Origin of the sequence: Methylosinus sp. KRF6 (genome assembly GCF_018887255.1) — a bacterium.
GTDB lineage: Bacteria > Pseudomonadota > Alphaproteobacteria > Rhizobiales > Beijerinckiaceae > Methylosinus > Methylosinus sporium.
In genome coordinates, this window is record NZ_JAHLJF010000001.1 from 1,198,635 (window position 1) to 1,215,438 (window position 16,804).

Here is a 16,804-nt window from a genome sequence, read left to right on the forward strand (position 1 = left end):
TCTCTCAACAAGCCGCCACCACGATGATCGACGAACTCTCGTCGAACCTTCGCGAACTGACCGGGCGTGGGAGATACAGGGCGTGGGCTGTCATCTGATGGATGGTGCGCGTTAGTCGCTCGCGCCGATGGCGAAATCAGAGCTGGCAGACGCCGGCGACGGTGCGTTGCGCTCAAATGATATTCGGCGTGGAGTCTCGATGCCGATCGGCGTCATAGGTCATTGCAATTTCGTTCTTACGAGGGGTCGCCTGCACCTTCTTCGTGCTGGCGGACGCGTTCTCCTTCGCTAATGATCCCTCTCTGGTCGGCGCCTATGATCTCGTGACCGACATGTCGTCCTGCGCGGCGACGCCCGAACTTGCCGATCTCTCGGCCCCAGAAATGCGACCCTCCGCAAGCCTCCATGGCCACGACGCATGGCGATTGGGCCGCAAAGAATTCCAGCACCTGCGTTCGCCGTAGTTTCTTGCGGAAGATGACGGCCCCTGACGAATCCGCGCCATGAGCTTGAAAAACATTCTTCGCCAGATCCAATCCGATAGTGCTAACTTTTTTCATGGACGCCTCCCCCGAGTAAGATTCAACACCTCCACTCTGGCACATCGAGGCCGTCGGGGGGCGTCCACCCCATCACAACCGATTGCGATGCACGTCGCTCTCGAGCCAGCCGTTTCATTCTGGGGTGACGATCACGCGATCATCGGGCTTCAGGTCGCCGTGCAAGATCTCGGAATAACGACCGTCGTCGAGTCCGAGCCTGACCGCGACCGGGACTGGCTTTCCTGCGCGCAAGACCCATACGCGGCTTTGCCCGGCGGCCAGAAGCGGCGGCGCCTCGACGCCGCGCGGGGAATAGGCCAGCGCCTGATCCGGCGTCCGTAATACGTCGTTGCGTCGCGCGGTTATGATCCGCGCTCTGATGGTCATGCCCGGCTTCAGGATTTCTTTCGAGTTGTCGACGTCGAGAGTGACGTCGTAGGTCGCCGCGCTTTGCGTCGTTCGCGTCAAACGAACCTCGGCGACGACGGCTTCGAAGGCGTGACCTGGGAAAGTCTCGACGAAGAATTGCGCGTTGTCGCCGGGCTTGATGTCACCCATTTCCCGTTCGGAGACATGAGCGATCGCCCTCATTCGGGCGAGATCGCCAGCGATCGTGAAGAGAGCAGGGGCTTCGACCCGAGGGGCGACCACTTGCCCGATGGCGATATGGCGCGAGATAATCGTCCCGCGCTCCGGCGCGACGATGTCTGTCCCCGCGAGGTCACCTTCGGCTGCTCGGAGCGAGACCTGCTTTTTCGCGATCGTCGCTTTGCCGAGCTCGATTCGAGCGACCGCGAGGTCGTAGGCGCTCTTACGCTGCTCCAACTCATGACGCGAAAGACGGCGGCGTCTGCTTTCCCTTCTGGCGCTCTCGAGAGCGATTTTCGCATGCGCCAAAACGGCTTCGTCTTCGGCGAGCTGTGCAGCGGCGATCGCGACATCGGCCTTCTCGCGAGCGACGGCGTCCTCGTAAGGACGCGGCGCGATCGTGGCGCAGACCTTTCCCGTCTCGACCTGCATGTCGATGTCGCAAGAAATGCTCGCGATCACGCCGGACACGCGCGGAGTGACAAGAAATTTGCGGGCCGGCTCGACGAAGCCATTGACCTCGATCGTCTGCACGATGGAGCCACGGCCGATAACCTCTGTCGAGTAGCCACCGGGCGCTTGCAGCCGGTTCGCCAATAAGAAAGCGCCGACACCGAATGCAACGAGAGCGATGGCGCCGAGCACAAAGGATCGGCGGCCGACGGCCGAGGGGCGCCCTGCGCTCGCCAATTCGACGCGATCGAGATGCTTCAATTGCACGATTGGACGATATTCCAACAACCGGTAGGCGACGAGCTTCAGGGCGCTGGCGCCGAGGAAAGTGATCAGGGTGTAGCCCCAGACCATCAGCGCCAGCCTCCAGCCGGTCGGCGACATGAACCATCCATAGACGACAGCGAGCGTGCCCAAGAGCTGGGTCGACTCGCAGGGGAGGACCAGTTTCCAGCTCGGCCAAGGGCGCTGCCAGACCGGCCCTTTGTTCCGCGTCAGGTAGATCGTCATATGGCCCGACACAAGCAGCTTGAGGAAGATCAGAGGCTGCACGACGGAAAACGGTAGGGCCAGATAATCGCGCACGATCCAATACAATCCGAAGCTCTCCAAGACGCCGTACACTCCGAGGACCGAAGCGATGGCGAGGATACGCGTCATGTCCCACCGAACAGGCCTCGAGGCGATCGGCGCATTGTCGTAAGCGATCATCATGATCGGCACGTCGTTGAGCAGCGCCAGCAGGACGACCATGACAGCGGTGACTGGATAGAAATCGAAGACGAGGATGCTGGCCGTCATGAACAGAAGGACGCGAATGGTCTCGGCGATGCGATAGATTGCATAGCTGCTCATGCGCTCGAAGATGCGCCGAGCCTCCTCGATCGCTGTCGTGATGACCGAGATCCCTGGAGCCGTCAGCACGAGGTCGGCCGCAGCCCGAGCGGCGTCGGTCGCGCCGCTGACGGCGATGCCGACGTCTGCCTGCTTCAGGGCCGGCGCATCGTTCACACCGTCGCCGGTCATGCCGACGATGTGTCCCGCCTCCTGGAGCGCTTTGACGATCTCGAACTTGTGCTCGGGAAAGACGCGGGCAAAGCCGTCTGCGGCCGTGATCGCAGCGAGCTGTTCGGAGGTCGCGCCTTTGCCGAAAACGGCTTCGGCCACGACGATGTCCTTGCCGAGCGCGAGCTTGCCCGCGATTTCCCGCGCGATGGCCTCATGGTCGCCAGTCACCATCTTTACATCGACGCCCATGGCGCGGGCAGCTGCGATAGTGAGGGCGGAATCGTCTCTCGGCGGATCGAACAATGGCAACAGGCCCAGGAACCGCCAATCGCCGTCGGCTCGCGCCACGCCGAGGGTGCGAAACCCCCTGGCGGCGTCGGCGTCGACCACGGAGGCGATGCTGCGCGCCTCCTCCTTGTCCAGTCGGCACAGATCGACGATGACCTGCGGCGCTCCCTTAGCCACTCTGAAGCAGACGCCCTCGCGCTCGAACTCCGCCTCGGCCCGCTTGATAACAGGGTCGAACGGATGAAAGGCCCGGAGCGTGTATTTCTCCAGAACTTCGGAGGATGGGGCGGCCGCGAGAATCGCCGCGTCGATCGCGTCGGGCGCTTCTCGCCGCGACGCCAGGGCGGCGGCGAGAATGAGCTCATCCGTATCGACATTGGGCGCAGCCTGCGGATCGCCGAGCGTCAGCTCGTTCTTCGTAAGTGTGCCGGTCTTGTCCGAGCACAGCATATCCATCCCCGCCATCTCCTCGATCGATACGAGACGGGAGACGATTGCTTTGAGCCTCGCCAAATGCTCGGCGCCCACCGCCATGGCGACCGAGAGGACCGCAGGCAGCGCGACGGGTATGGATGCGACCGTGAGAATGAGGGCGAATTGGGCCGTCTCGATAAGAGGATCGTGACGGAACAGCGCGACGAGACCGATGAGGGCGACCAGGCCGATGGTGATAAGGATCAGAAAATTCCCGATCCGGAGCACGGCCCGCTGGAAATGCGAAACCGTTCGCGCCTGCTCGACGAGCCGCGCGGTGCGGCCGAAATAGGTGCTCATGCCGGTTGCCGTCACCTCGGCCGTCATTTCTCCGAGCTTGGCGATCGAACCCGAGTAGGCCGTATCTCCCGCCTTCTTGTCGACCGGCAAGGATTCTCCGGTGAGCGCCGACTGATCGACGCTGAGATAGGCTCCTGACAGGAGCCTTACATCCGCGGGTATTATGCTGCCGAGCTTGATTTCGACGACATCGCCCGGCACGAGCAGCTCGGCGTCGATATTTTTCCATTGTCCGTCGCGACAGACGCGTGCTTTGAGCGCCAATCGTCGTTTCAGCAGCTCGATGGCCGTGTCGGCCTTGTATTCCTGCCAAAAGCCGACGCCGGCGTTGACGAACAGCATCGTCACGATGATCGCCAGATCCGCCCAATGGCGTAGGGCGCCGGACAAGATCGCCGCCGCCTCGATCATCCAAGGAATCGGCCCCCAGAAAAATCCGGCCAGCCGTCGAAATGCTCCGAGCCTACGCTCCGCCAGGGTGTTCTTGCCGAACTTTGCAAGGCGTCGCCTGGCCTCTTCCTCCGTGAGCCCCGCCGCAGAGCCGGGGCTCATGGCATCGGCTTCGACTTCGGCGGTCGATTGATCCGTAGCCATCGTGATCTCCAATCAGCGGCGATTGGCGCCGAACAAGAACATCTACGAGAATCGGGTGTCGACTCCTTGCTGCAGCCCTCTGCGAGATGCGACCGATCGACGTCATTTACGTCTGCGAAAGCCGTGCGCATCGTTCTCGAGTAAAAGCTCACGAAGATCGCCCACGACGATATCGGCGTCGTGCGCTTTGAGAGCGCCGGCATGCGCTCCTCGTCCGATGCCGACGATCAGTCGAAACCTGCCAGCGCGCCCTGCTTGCACGCCGACGATGGCGTCTTCGAAAACGACGGCGCGTCGAGGCGGTGTCCCAAGCCGCTTCGCCGCTTCCAAATATATATCCGGGTCCGGCTTGCCATGAAGATCGAGGCGACGGCGATCGAGACCGTCCACCCTCGCGTCGAAGGCCTGCGTGAGGCCGGCCGCCTCGAGGACCGCCGCACAGTTCTGCGATGAAGAGACGATGGCGGTGCGCACTCCCCGGGTCCGTGCGTCGAGGACGAAATGCCGCGCGCCTTCGCATACTTCGACGCCATCTCGCGCCAACTCTCGCAGAAAGTAATGATCCTTTTGGTTGCCGAGGCCATTCAGCGTTTCCATCTCGGGCGGATCGTCGGGATTTCCAAGGGGCAAGACGATCCCTCGCGCCTCCAGGAAATTGCGAACGCCCGCCTCTCGCGGCCGGCCATCGACGTAGTCCTGGTAGTCGTCGATCGGATCGAACGGTATGAAGATCACGCCCTCGATACGGGCTCGCTGTTGCAGATAATCATCGAAAAGACGCTTCCAGGCAGCGGCATGAGCGCCTGCCGTGCGCGTGATGACGCCGTCGAGGTCGAACAGAAATGCTTCGACTTCGCGGAGGTCGATGCGATTCGCAGACTGCGTCACGGCTGCACCCGGAAGATGATCACCGGACAATGAGCGCCACGAACAACTCGTCGAATCGTTTTCGCCCGCTTGGGCTCGAGACCGCCACGCCATGCGAGAGCGATCAGATCGCTCTCGTTATGACGAGCAAGCTCTAGGATCGCCTCTCCACTCTCACCTTGCGCGACGAGGAGGCGGATTTTCTCGGGACGCGCCGGATGGCAGGCGCAACGGACGCGCTCGAGGAATTCGCTTGTCCACATCGGCCATTCGTGATGTGGATGGTCGAGGTAGCGTGGCGCTGCGAATGTTCCCGGCTCCGCAGGAGCCGCGACGCCCGGCGTCGCAACGTGAATGACGAGGAGCTCTGCGCCGGCCCGCGAGGCGAGGTTCGCAGTCGGAGCTATGGCTGCGGCGCTGGTCGGGGTGCCGTCATGCGGCAGCGCCACTCGGCGTAGAACCCACGGTTTCTGTCCCCTGTCAGGGGGCACGAGGACGACCGGGCATGGCGCCATCCGCAAAACGCCTCCTGTCACGCCTTCAAATAGGCAGGAGGGATCAGACGGCCGGCCAGCGCCGATCATTACGATGAATGCGGCGTCGCGCGCCGAAGCTGCGCGGACAATGACGTCCGCTGGCGATCCCGTATCCTGCTCGATGATCAGTCCACGAGCATCGTCTTGCGCAAGCTTGATGCGGCCGAGAAGCTCATCCGGCGCCAACGCCTCGTTCCCGACATAGAAAAGGGTGACCGTGGCGTCCAGCAAGGATGCGAGACCGCGGGCGACCGGCAGTGCAGCCATCGCGCTCGAATAGCCATCGAGAGGAACCAGAAGGGTCGGCACGGCCGTCATCGGCAGGCCTCCCGCCAGGCGCCCCATCTCGCGCCTTGACGGCTCGAGACATAACACCGGCCCGCGCGAGCGCGGCACGAGGGACCGTCGATCACCCGGATCGTCATCTCGCCGACGCCCTCTACCTCGACCTCGATCCGAGCGGGGTCCGCTTCGAGGGTCAGCCTCGCCGTTCGCCCCCGCCATAGCGCGGGGAAGCATATTTCCGACCAGCCCGGCGGCAAATGAGGATCGAGCGCAATACCGTCCTCCCGAATCCGGAGACCGGCCATGCCGAAAACGGCCGCCTGCCAAAGCCCCGCGAGCGCTCCCATGTGGACGCCCCCTGCGGCGTTGCCCATGTTGTCGGCCAGATCGATTTCGCTGGACTGGCGAAAGTATTTCAAAGCGCGCTCGCCATCGTCCAGCCGCGCGGCGACGAGAGCATGGATCGCCGGACTGAGCGAGCTGCCATGCGCGGTCCGAGGCTCGTAATAAGCGAAGTTCGCGGCATGGACGGCGCGCGGCCATTCGTCCCACAGCAAGGCACAGATCGCCACGACATCGGCCTGCTTGATGGCTTTGGATCGCCGGGTCTTCTCTCGGCCCAGATAGAGATCGAGCGGCGTCGATCCTTCTCGGCGCGAGACGACGTCGACGTCGTCGAGCGCGAAGTAACCCTCGAATTGTTCGAAGAGGCCCGTGGCGGGATGGAACCCTGTCACGAGCGCCGCAGCGATGCGTCGCCACGTCATTGGCTCGTCGTCGTCGAGCGCTAGGCGAGCCGCCTGCCGTCTCCACTCGGCAGGGCGCTTCCGCGCGAGCCTGGTAGCGGCGTCCGCCGCACGATCGAGATTCCAGCGCGCCATGATGTTGGTGTAAGCATTGTCGTCGACGGTCTCGTGATACTCGTCGGGGCCGATGACGGCGCGAATATGCGCTCGACCATCCGGCTCCATCCTGGCGCGGCTCGCCCAAAATCGAGCCGTCTCGATCAAAATGTCGCCACCGGCGTCGATCATGAAGCCGTCATCTCCAGTCGCGCGCCAATATTGCCATACCGCATATGCGATATCGGCGCTGATGTGATGTTCCTGCGCGCCGGTCAGAATGGGAACGATGCGGCCATCCGGGGCGAGAGCCGCCCGCGGCGTGGCTTCCGCGCCGGTGTCGGTCGACTCCCAGGCGTAAAGGGCGCCCCGGTAACCATACGCTTCGGCCTTCCGCCGGGCCGCGCCGAGCGTGTGATAGCGATACATCAGGAGGGCTCGCGCCGCGGTCGGCTCGGTGAGCAGGTAGAACGGCAGCATGTAGATCTCCGTATCCCAGAAGACATGGCCCTGATAAGCTCGGCCGGTAAGGCCTCGCGCGCCGATCGAAACATGTTCGTCGGCGGGGTTTGCAGCCGCTATCAGATGATAGGCGGCGAAACGGAGGGCCAAGTCCGCTTTGCTGTCGCCGACAATCCGTAAATCGGCTGCGCTCCATCGGCGACTCCAGGCGGCGCTATGGGCTGCGATGAGCGCCGTCATCCCCTGCTCTTGAAGGTACGCGACATGGCGTTGCGCGCTAACCCCCGGGTCTGCGGCTTCGCGCGACGTGTAGATCGCGACCGGTCGATGCAGATGAACCGTCTCGCCGAGACGCGCCTCCCAAGACCAATGTTTCTCCGGACGATCGACCGACGAACCCTTGCGAAACGACCGCGGTAATTCACAGTTTGGTCGGGAGATGGCTCCCGCCGCCATTGCGACAACCGTCTTTCCCGCGAGGACGGTAATGATCGTCGCCTCGGAATCCGCTGTGAGCCGCCCACGCTTGTTTCCGCGATCGAACGACGCGGCGTCTGCGACGAGTTCGATTTGTCCGGAGTAGTTCTCGGCCGTGACGGCTGCCGACTGCAGCAGCGCATGCCGATCGGACAAGGATACGAGACGCAGCAAGACCGCTCGGGTTATTCGACCGCATAAGTCCTGTTGACGCCACTCGCGCCATAGTATGCCTCGGCGTAGATCCAGAATCCGCCGATGCTCGAGCACGCGGCCTGATTCCAGAGATAAACGCTGACCGTCGACTATGATCTCGAGGCGCGACCAGTCAGGTAGCGTCGCGAGCGCCGGACCGACCAGAGAGTTTGGATCATCGATATAGACCCCCGCAGCGAAGACGCCCGGTTGTGAAAGCCGGCTTCCTTCCTCGACGGCCGCCCGGGCGCCGATATATCCATTGGCGACGGCAAAGATCGATTCGATTTCGTGTTCGCGCACAAGAGTGAAGCCGTCCTCGACTATGAGCCAGCTAGGATCCCTGGGGGGCGTCAGAAGGAAGTCGACGTCGGAGAGCCCCGGGCTGCTTTCACCCGACCTCTGCGATGTGTCTTTCTCGCTCATGGCGTCTTCGTCTCCCGATCCAATTCGGGCCGGCGCGGATGACCGTTGGTTTCGGAAGCTGCGCCGTAGCCTCGGATTTCGACGTGGATCGAAACCTTCCAGGCAGATAAGGTAGGGCGGCATTCCGTTCGGGTGATGAACTTCAGGCGCCGTCGGATCGACCGGGCGCCCCTGTCAACAGCGGAGAGATTTCCCGCTGTCGGGGCGGCGCAAAATCAGGTCAGCGGAGCGGGACCGCCGACATGCAAATGAGCTCGATGGCGCCCTTTGATGTCGGTGACAAAAATTTCTCGTGGGCCTACGCGGAGAGGTTTTCACCCGTGTCGGCGTCGACGCTCGCCTCGTCGATCGGCGTGGGGGTCACGCGTCGTCGCGCCTTCGATTGTCGGAGCCGATAGCTCTCCCTATTCATCTCGAGGATGTGAACGTGGTGGGTGAGGCGATCGAGCAGCGCGCCGGTCAGACGCTGATTGGCGAATATGCTCATCCACTCGTCGAAGGGCAGATTGGAGGTGACGATGGTTGAGGCGCGCTCGTGGCGCTGGCTGAACACCTCGAACAGCAACTCTGCCCCGGTCTGCGAGAGCGGCACAGGGCCGAGCTCGTCGACGATCAGCAGCTTCACGGCTGAGAGCTGCGCCTGGAGCCGAAGCAGACGCTTCTCGTCGCGCGCCTCCATCCAACTGATGGACGAGCCCCGCCGCCGTCGTGAAGGTGATGGAGCCCCCCTGGCACGCGGCGAGCCCGAGCGCCAAGCAGGAGTGAGTCTTCCCCGTGCCGCTGTTGCCGATCGCGAGAATGTTCTCGCGCACGACGACAAATTCGCAGCGCGCCAGCTCCAGCACGAGCGGCTTGTTCAGCGAGCCGACGCATCAGGATTGACGGCGCGACAGTCGCTGATTATTCGGGGCTTCGTCGTCATGCCCCTTTCAGGCGCCGCCGCCATAGCTCGCCGAACCGGCCACGTCGCCTGTTGTCAGAACAGATCATGGAGGGCGCGTATGAGCTTAGAGTCCCTCGTGTTCTACCTCCTTCTCATCGACGCGATCGGTGCGAACGTCGTGGTGCGTTTCGGTAGCCGGTGGTACGTTCAGCACTTCCGCACGATATCCCGCTGGTTTCCGCCAGCCGAAGGCTGGGTGCTCTACTACCTCGTCCTCGTCGTGTGGGTGGGCTCGCTCCTCTACCGCGCCGGAAAGCTTCTCTGACCGACTGCAAACGGCGCTCTATTCTGGATGTGACGCATCAATGACGGTATGCGCCGCGCCATTGCAGCGAAGACGATTGACGATCGCCATGCGACGCCCTCTGTAACCGTTCGCGCTTTGGCGTCTGGCCTCGCGCGCAGATCTCGCTTGGGTCGGGGAGGAGTCGCATGTCCGACGAGCCCATGATTCCGTCGCTCTTCGACCCCGCCTTCTGGGGATTGTCCCCTGCGGCGACGGCGCCGAGGCGGACCGAGCAGGCGACGGAGACGACCAAGCCTGCCGGCGGCGCGCTGCAGGATTATCTGGTCGACGCATGGCAGCGCAGCATCCTCTTTCTCGACATTCTGCGCCGTCGCGGCAATGAGCAGGAGGAGATGGCGTCGCGTCCCATGGCGACGGTTCTCGCCTTCGATCACGAAGTGCTGATGAGCGGTCGTTCCCTGCCGCGGCCCATCAATTATTCGCTCTCGCGCATCGCGCCGCTCGCGGGCGTGGACCTCGACCCACGAAAGCGTCCGGTGGTGGTGGTCGACCCGCGCGCCGGCCAAGGCCCGGGAATCGGCAGCTTCAAGACGCAGAGCGAGATCGGCGACGCTCTGGCCAGCGGCCATCCCGTCTATTTCATCGGATTTTCGGCGCGGCCAGAGCCGGGCCAGACTTTTCTCGATGTAGTCGAGGGCCAGGTCGCCTTCTTCGAGCGCATCGTGGAGCTGCACCCGGACGCGCCACGTCCCTTCGCTATCGGCAATTGCCAAGCGGGCTATCAGACGCTGATGGTCGCGATGCTGCGTCCCGACCTCTTCGGTCCCTGCATGGCGGCCGGTTCTCCCATGTCGTTCTGGCAGGGCGTGCGCGGCAAGAATCCCATGCGTTACGCCGGAGGCCTCGCCGGCGGGAGCTGGCTCACCGCTTTTCTCGCCGACCTCGGCCGCGGCAAGTTCGACGGCGCCTGGCTGATCGAGAACTTCGACGAGCTCAATCCGGCCAATTGGCTGTGGAGCAAGCAGTACGGCGTTTATTCCGCCGTCGACACCGAAGGGCCGCGCTATCTGGGCTTCGAGAAATGGTGGGGCGATTTCGTCGAATTGAACGGCGAGGAAATCCAGTTCCTCGTCGACGAGATGTTCATCGGCGACAAGCTCGCGCGCAACGGGATCCGCGCCGACGACGGCACGATATTCGATCTTCGCAACATCGTCTCTCCCATCATCGTCTTCACCTCTCTCGGCGACAATATCAGCCCGCCGCAGCAGACGCTGGGCTGGATCGTCGATCTCTACGAGGACGTCGATGAAATTCGCGCCGAGGGGCGCACGATCGTCTATTGCTTGAACCAGACGGTCGGCCATCTCGCCATCTTCGTCTCGGCCAAGGTCGGCGCCAAGGAGGACGAGGAGATGGTGCGGCTGATGGACGTCCTCGACTGTCTGCCGCCCGGCCTCTACGAGCTAGTGATCTCGCCCGCCGACGTGGCCGCAGGCGAGGGCGGCGCCTGGCGCAGCCGTTTCGAGATGCGCACGCTCGACGATATTCGCGCGCTCGGCCGCAACAGCGTGGAGGACGACCGCGCCTTCGCGGCCGCGAAGCGCGTCTCCGAGATCGACCACGCGCTCTATTGCGCATTCGTCCAGCCGGCTGCGCGCGCCCTCGTGACGCCGCAGCTCGCGGAGCTGCTGTTCGAGACGCATCCTCTGCGTCTCGGCTACAGGCTGTTCTCGGACAGCAATCCTTTCATGAAGGATGTGGCGGAGAGGGCCGACGAGGTGAAGTCGGCGCGCCGACCCGTCGCCGCCGACAATCCGTTTCTCCTCGCCGAGAAGCGCGTCTCCGACACGATCGTCGCATCGCTCGACGCTTTTCGCGACATGCGCGACCGCGTAACGGAGCAGACGTTCTTCTCTATCTATCGCGCGCCGGTGCTCCAGGCCGCGCTCGGAATGGCGGCCGGCGACAAAGCGCGCGAGCTGCCGGGCGTCGGCCCGCAGCGGCGCGCCTCGCGAGAGCGACGGCTCGCCGACTTGCGCGCGAAGACCGCGCAGGGCGGCTTCGACGAGGCGCTCACCCGCGCCGTTCTGTTCGTCATCTCCGCCGAGCGGACGCTGGACGACCGTTGCGCCCAGGCTCTCAATGTCGCCCGTCAGCGGCTGATGTCGCTGTCCATCGACTCCTTCAAGGCTCTGGTGCGCGAGCAATTCGCCATTCTGCTCGAGGAGCGCGAGGCGGCGATGGAGACGCTTCCCGCCCTCGTGAGCGACGAGGGCGCCCGCCGCGGCCTCCTCGACGATGTGACGGCCATCGTCGGGAGCGGCGGCGCTCTGACGCTCGCCGAGCGGCTGCGCGTCGAGAAGATCGCGGGAATATTGGGCGTCTCTTCTCCCGAGGCGCCGCCGTTCGTCGCCGAGGACATCGGCTTTCGCAAGACGCGCCGGCGCGTCTCGACGACCAGCTGAGCGCCGACGGCGCCCGAACATCGAGGACTTGCCGATGCCGATTTTCCAGAACCGAACCTTCGACGAGATTCGGCCCGGCGACAGCGCCTCGACGCACCGGACGGTGCAGGTCCGGAGATCTCCGCGCCTGGGCGGCCGCGTTCGGCGACGCCGGCCGCTTCTACGAGGCGGGGGCCGGCCAGGCGGAAACGGGCGTTATCGCCTCCGTCTTCGCCGCCCTCGTCGGCACCGGGCTTCCGGGACCCGGCTCCGCGATCCGCGCGGCGACGGTGACGCCGCGCGCGTCCCTGCCGCTCGACCAGGCGCTGACCGCGACGGTAACGGTGCGCGAGACCCGTTCCGCGGGCAGGACTGTGACGCTGGACGGCCGGCTCACCGCGCCAGACGGCGCGCTGCTGGCGACCGCCGCGCTGGAGGTGGCGGCGCCGGCCGTCGCCGTCAGGGTCGAGGCGCCGGATCATCGTCTCGACGAATTGTTAGAGCGCTGCCGGGGCCTCGAGCCAGTGCGAACCGCCGTCGTCCATCCGCTGAGCGCGGATGCGCTGGAAGGCGCTCTCGATGCCGCCGCAGCGGGTCTCGTCGCGCCCATTTTGTTCGGGCCGGAAGCGGAGATTTGTCGCATCGCCGACACGGCGCGGCTCGATCTCTCCCGCTGCCGGATCGTCTCCACAGAGAACGAGGAAGATTCCACCCTGAAGGCCGCGCGCGCGGCCGGGGCGGGCGAAGCCCAGGCGCTGATGAAGGGCAGCCTGCACACAGACGTGCTGCTCCACGCCGTGATGCAGAAGGAGTCCGGGCTGCGCACGTAGCGGCTGCTCAGCCATTGCGCGCTCATCTCCACGCCGACCTATGCGCGCCGCATCGTGCTCACCGATGTCGCGCTCAACATAGCTCCCGACACGGAGCAGAAGCGCGACATCTGCCAGAACGCGATCGGCTTTTCCCGCGCGCTCGGCGTCGAGACGCCCAAGGTCGCCGTGCTCGCGGCGGTCGAGATGGTGCGCGCCAAAATGGCGGCGACGCTCGACGGCGCCATTCTCGCCAAAATGGCGGACCGGCGGCAGATCGTCGGCGGACTCGTCGACGGGCCGCTCGATCTCGACGCCGCCGTCGACGCCGAGGCCGCCCGCGTCAAGAACCTCGTCTCGCCGGTCACCGGCTGCGCCGACGTTCTGCTCGCGCCGAATATCGAGGCTGACCGCGATCTTGACCGCATCTACGCGCTTCGAGAACCCTTCGAGCCATGACGAAATGCGTAATCGATGAGGGTCGGCCCGAATATCTCCGACAAGAGCACGCCCAAAAGCACGATCGAAACCGCCGTTTCGACTTGGCTGCTGGCGGTGGGCGACAGGGCACGGACAGCTGGGGACCCGTTGTAGGCGAGGACGAGCCCGATGGCGGCGCCCCCCTGCGAAGGGAAACATAGGCCTAGGTAGCATCGCGTCGCTCGGTCGAGCCGCAGCGCTGTCGCTCCCAGAAAGATCGCGACGTATTTACCCGCGAGCCTCGCCAGTACATAGGCCGCGGCCGCTATTAAGATCGCCCTATGCCCGACGAAGTCCGTTGCAGGTAGGTGTGCGCCGGCCAACACGAAGAAGATCATGTAGAGTGGCTGCTCGATGTCGCCGACGGTCGCTCGCGTCGCTTCCTCCTCCGTCTCTCGGACGCCATTGGCGACCACGGCGCCCATCGCGAGCGTTGTCAGCAGAAGTGACAGTCCGAAGGCGTGCGCCGCCCCCACCGCCAAAAGCAGTAGAGCGTAAAGCGTCGCTCGAAGCCGATCCTGCCAGCCTGATGTTCCATCCGCGAGCACGGCGCACAGAATATGGTAGAGCCCTCCCAATGCGGCTCCCGCTGCCAAGGACAAAGCCACTTGCGCCGCGGCTCCGGGCAACAACGCCGTCCAGATTTCGGCCGACGCGCTTTGCGCGCCGAGCCCGGCGGTGGCTGTCGTCGAGATAATGCTGAAAAGAAGAATCGTGAGCGCATCGTTGATTGCGAGGATTCCAAGCGCACGATCGACAAAAGGACCTGTCGCATCGTGGCGTCGAGCCACCGCATAAGTCGTTGTGGGCGCGGTCGCCGGCGCAACAGCCGCGGCGATCAGCGCTGTCGACCAGGGGAAATGAAGGATGGCCAATGCGGCGAGCACGGCGAGTAGCGGAGCGAGCAATTGACAGAGGGCGAGCCAGCCGATGCTCGCGCTGAGCGTGCGCAATTCGGAGCGGGTCAGCTTGCTGCCTATTTGGAAGGCGACGAGCGCGAGCGACGCCTGCAGGAAGCCTCCGAAGGCGGAAAGATCGGAACGCGTCAGGACCCCGATCACGTCGGGACCGAGGAGCACGCCGCAAGACTGGGTCGAGCTCATGGCCGACAATGGCTGTGGTTACGACCAGCACGACTGCATAAATCTCTCGAAGCTAGAGCCGCTCATCGCCCAGCCGTCGAGCCCTGGCAAAGTCGTCGCAGTCAGGGAAGTCGAAGGCGAAGAGATGGCGCAATCCTACATTGGCTCATCGGCGAACCCTGGATGGCGGGACTTCGCCATAGCGGCGGAAATCGTCCGCGGCAAAACGATCCCGCCCAATGTGTCCTTCGACATAAATCCGACATCGCGGCAAGTGCTGCAGATGCTGATCGATGATGGACATCTCGGCGCGCTCGTGAGCGCGGGCGCGCGCATTCATCAGACCGGATGCAACGGCTGCATCGGCATGGGACAGGCTCCGGCGATTGGACGCAATTCGTTGCGCACCACTCCGCGCAATTTTTCGGGTCGCTCGGGAACCGATGAAGATTCGGTGTTCCTGTGTTCTCCCGAAACTGCCGCCGCCTCCGCCCTTTTCGGAAAAATCACCGACCCGAGGACGTTGCGCGTCATGTATCCGAAGCTCTCGCAACCCACGATCTCGCACTCGGCTTCTTCCTTGCTCGAAGCGCCTCTACCGATCGAGAGGGCGCGAAACGTTAAATTGGTCAAGGGGGCGAACATCAAGTCGCTGCCCGAGTTCGACGGCCTCCCTGAAGAAATGGAGCTGCCGGTGCTCCTCAAGATGGGAGACGACGTCTCGACCGACGAGATCATGCCGGCCGGCGCGAAGGTGCTGCCCTATTGCTCCAACCTCCAGAAGATCGCCGAATTTTCATTCGAACGCATCGACAGGGCCTATGTCGATCGTGCTCGCGCGATCGGCCGGAAGGCGGGGCATCTCGTCGTCGCGGGCGAGAACTATGGGCAGGGCTCGTCGAGGGAGCATGCCGCCGCGGCGCCGCGCTATCTCGGTCTCAGGATCGTGATCGCGAAGAGCATTGCCCGAATCCATCGGCAAAACCTCATCAATTACGGCATTCTCCCACTGCTCTTCATCGACGCCCAGGACTATGATCGGTTGGAGCAGAACGATATGCTCAGCGTGCGGGATTTGCGTCAAAAGCTCCGAAGCGGCGAGAATGTCGTTCTAGAGTGCGCGAGCCGGGCGATAGAAGCGCAGCACGGTCTCACATCGGATCAAATCGAAATCATCCTCGCCGGCGGCGTCGTGAATCACCGCCGAGACGACAAGGACAAAGCGAGCCGAAGCGATCCGCGCGACGTATAGAGCGCGTTGGTCCAAGATATTCGCTCCAGGTAGAAAAATGGAACCGGGTTTCAGTCCAATCGAATCGGAACCCGGTCCCCTAAAGATCCGGAGGTGCAGTTTTCCCACCGAAAGCCTCTGGGGGACGCCCGATGGACCCTATCGCCGCGGGACATCAACAAACGCGGCAACCGCCTCGATGACATTCGATCTGCCGCCAAAATAGGGAGCAGGGCATGGCGCCGAGCCGGAGGGTCCTGACGTCCGAAGTCGCCGTCTTTCTGCTGCTCATCGTTCCATCGCTGGTTCTGTCGCTCTTTGTGATTCGACAAGGGCAGTTGAGCTTTGTGCTGGCGGCCACGGCAACGATCTTCCGTGATGTGGGCCTGGTTTGCTTGATACTGTACTTCCTTTGGCGGAATGGCGAGCCGGTCGACCGCCTCGGCTGGACGCGACGTCACATGGTGAGGGAACTGGCCATCGGCATAGTATGCTTCGCCCCGGTCTTCCTAGGCGCGGCTCTGCTCGAACGCGCTTTAGTGCGCGTTGGATTGTCCGCGCCTACGACGCCGCTGCCATCCTTTCTGAATGACAAGGGCGCCGCCGAAGCGCTCCTGGCCACGCTTCTGGTCACGGTCGTCGCCTTGGCCGAGGAAACCATTTTCCGCGGCTACCTGCTGCTCCGCTTCCAGGGCATTCTGCGAAGCACGACGGCTTCGGTGCTGCTCTCCTCGGCGGTCTTCGCCCTCGGGCATGGTTACGAGGGATCGGCAGGCGTCGTGACAGTCGGGACGATGGGGGCTCTTTTCGCGCTCGTCTATTTGTGGCGCAGAAGCCTGGTGGCTCCGGTCGTGATGCACTTCCTTCAGGATTTTCTCACCATTGTCCTGCTGCCCGCGTTCGAGCGCTTTCACAGTTGAGGGAGACGTGAGCCTCACCCTGGATGAAGGCAGCTGTACAAGATCACCGGCGCGACGATGAATTTCAGATAGGCGCCATCGAGGCGAGTTGAGTGACGGCGAGGGTGGCGCCGAACGACGTCGCAACGAACGGCGACACCAGCGACAAGATCCAATCCACGATGACTATTCCACGAAATGCGAGTCCCAGCGCCCGACGAGCACAGGCGCGGCGCCCTAGCGTGGCAGACCGCGCCGTTCGCGGGGTGCGACCGCTGAGATATCGGCTTTCCGGTTCGCTGTCTTGACGCAAATGCGGCTTAGTCCTG

Annotated in this window: 12 protein-coding genes and 2 pseudogenes; 7 read left to right on the forward strand and 7 right to left on the reverse strand. The window is 63.7% G+C overall.

What is annotated here, in order from left to right:
• Positions 1-98 (forward strand): helix-turn-helix domain-containing protein (locus tag KP010_RS05835; protein ID WP_256448914.1); only part of this gene is annotated, 98 nt, incomplete at its 5' end.
• 255 nt (positions 99-353) lie between these two features.
• Here KP010_RS05835 and KP010_RS05840 read toward each other — a convergent pair.
• From KP010_RS05840 to KP010_RS05865, 6 genes and pseudogenes are all read right to left on the reverse strand, one after another.
• Positions 354-560: pseudogene (locus tag KP010_RS05840) on the reverse strand (IS110 family transposase); the annotation flags it as partial.
• Between the two features lie 114 nt (positions 561-674).
• On the reverse strand, positions 675-4,247 hold the full coding sequence (locus tag KP010_RS05845) for a plasma-membrane proton-efflux P-type ATPase (RefSeq protein WP_216280523.1): 3,573 nt from the start codon (positions 4,245-4,247) through the stop codon (positions 675-677).
• Between the two features lie 102 nt (positions 4,248-4,349).
• On the reverse strand, positions 4,350-5,135 hold the full coding sequence (locus tag KP010_RS05850; protein ID WP_216280524.1) for a beta-phosphoglucomutase family hydrolase: 786 nt from the start codon (positions 5,133-5,135) through the stop codon (positions 4,350-4,352).
• Positions 5,132-5,968, reverse strand: a complete 837-nt coding sequence (locus KP010_RS05855) for a universal stress protein (protein WP_216280525.1) — start codon at positions 5,966-5,968, stop codon at positions 5,132-5,134. The genes KP010_RS05850 and KP010_RS05855 overlap by 4 nt, the downstream gene beginning before the upstream one ends.
• On the reverse strand, positions 5,965-8,337 hold the full coding sequence (locus KP010_RS05860) for a glycoside hydrolase family 65 protein (RefSeq protein WP_216280526.1): 2,373 nt from the start codon (positions 8,335-8,337) through the stop codon (positions 5,965-5,967). The genes KP010_RS05855 and KP010_RS05860 overlap by 4 nt, the downstream gene beginning before the upstream one ends.
• Positions 8,338-8,635: 298 nt before the next feature.
• A pseudogene (locus KP010_RS05865) lies at positions 8,636-9,206 on the reverse strand (ATP-binding protein); the annotation flags it as partial.
• 132 nt (positions 9,207-9,338) lie between these two features.
• Between KP010_RS05865 and KP010_RS05870 the strand changes: the two are divergent.
• From KP010_RS05870 to KP010_RS05885, 4 genes are all read left to right on the forward strand, one after another.
• Complete coding sequence (locus tag KP010_RS05870; RefSeq protein WP_216280527.1) at positions 9,339-9,545, forward strand: hypothetical protein; 207 nt, start codon at positions 9,339-9,341, stop codon at positions 9,543-9,545.
• A gap of 167 nt (positions 9,546-9,712) precedes the next feature.
• The gene (locus tag KP010_RS05875) at positions 9,713-11,995 is read left to right on the forward strand and encodes a DUF3141 domain-containing protein (RefSeq protein ID WP_253203550.1); all 2,283 of its coding nucleotides are present in this window, start codon (positions 9,713-9,715) and stop codon (positions 11,993-11,995) included.
• A gap of 269 nt (positions 11,996-12,264) precedes the next feature.
• A complete protein-coding gene (locus KP010_RS05880; protein WP_216280528.1) occupies positions 12,265-12,804 on the forward strand; it encodes a hypothetical protein in 540 nt (179 codons plus the stop codon).
• 3 nt (positions 12,805-12,807) lie between these two features.
• Positions 12,808-13,242 (forward strand): phosphate acyltransferase, encoded by a 435-nt coding sequence (locus KP010_RS05885; RefSeq protein WP_216281462.1) that lies wholly within the window; start codon positions 12,808-12,810, stop codon positions 13,240-13,242.
• Here the strand turns inward: KP010_RS05885 and KP010_RS05890 are convergent.
• Positions 13,212-14,366: a cation:proton antiporter gene (locus KP010_RS05890; RefSeq protein ID WP_216280529.1), complete on the reverse strand. Its 1,155-nt coding sequence runs from the start codon at positions 14,364-14,366 to the stop codon at positions 13,212-13,214. The genes KP010_RS05885 and KP010_RS05890 overlap by 31 nt on opposite strands.
• Between KP010_RS05890 and KP010_RS05895 the strand changes: the two genes are divergently transcribed.
• Positions 14,320-15,597: an aconitase family protein gene (locus KP010_RS05895; RefSeq protein WP_371824225.1), complete on the forward strand. Its 1,278-nt coding sequence runs from the start codon at positions 14,320-14,322 to the stop codon at positions 15,595-15,597. The genes KP010_RS05890 and KP010_RS05895 overlap by 47 nt on opposite strands.
• 215 nt (positions 15,598-15,812) lie before the next feature.
• Positions 15,813-16,496: a CPBP family intramembrane glutamic endopeptidase gene (locus KP010_RS05900; RefSeq protein WP_216280531.1), complete on the forward strand. Its 684-nt coding sequence runs from the start codon at positions 15,813-15,815 to the stop codon at positions 16,494-16,496.
• The last annotated feature ends 308 nt before the right edge of the window (positions 16,497-16,804 follow it).

Bases quoted from the DNA above. Each gene is read 5' to 3' on its own strand.
- KP010_RS05845 (WP_216280523.1), bottom strand. From the start codon at position 4,247: ATGGCTACGGATCAATCGACCGCCGAAGTCGAAGCCGATGCCATGAGC.
- KP010_RS05855 (WP_216280525.1), bottom strand. From the start codon at position 5,968: ATGACGGCCGTGCCGACCCTTCTGGTTCCTCTCGATGGCTATTCGAGC.
- KP010_RS05860 (WP_216280526.1), bottom strand. From the start codon at position 8,337: ATGAGCGAGAAAGACACATCGCAGAGGTCGGGTGAAAGCAGCCCGGGG.
- KP010_RS05870 (WP_216280527.1), top strand. From the start codon at position 9,339: ATGAGCTTAGAGTCCCTCGTGTTCTACCTCCTTCTCATCGACGCGATC.
- KP010_RS05875 (WP_253203550.1), top strand. From the start codon at position 9,713: ATGTCCGACGAGCCCATGATTCCGTCGCTCTTCGACCCCGCCTTCTGG.
- KP010_RS05890 (WP_216280529.1), bottom strand. From the start codon at position 14,366: ATGAGCTCGACCCAGTCTTGCGGCGTGCTCCTCGGTCCCGACGTGATC.
- KP010_RS05900 (WP_216280531.1), top strand. From the start codon at position 15,813: ATGGCGCCGAGCCGGAGGGTCCTGACGTCCGAAGTCGCCGTCTTTCTG.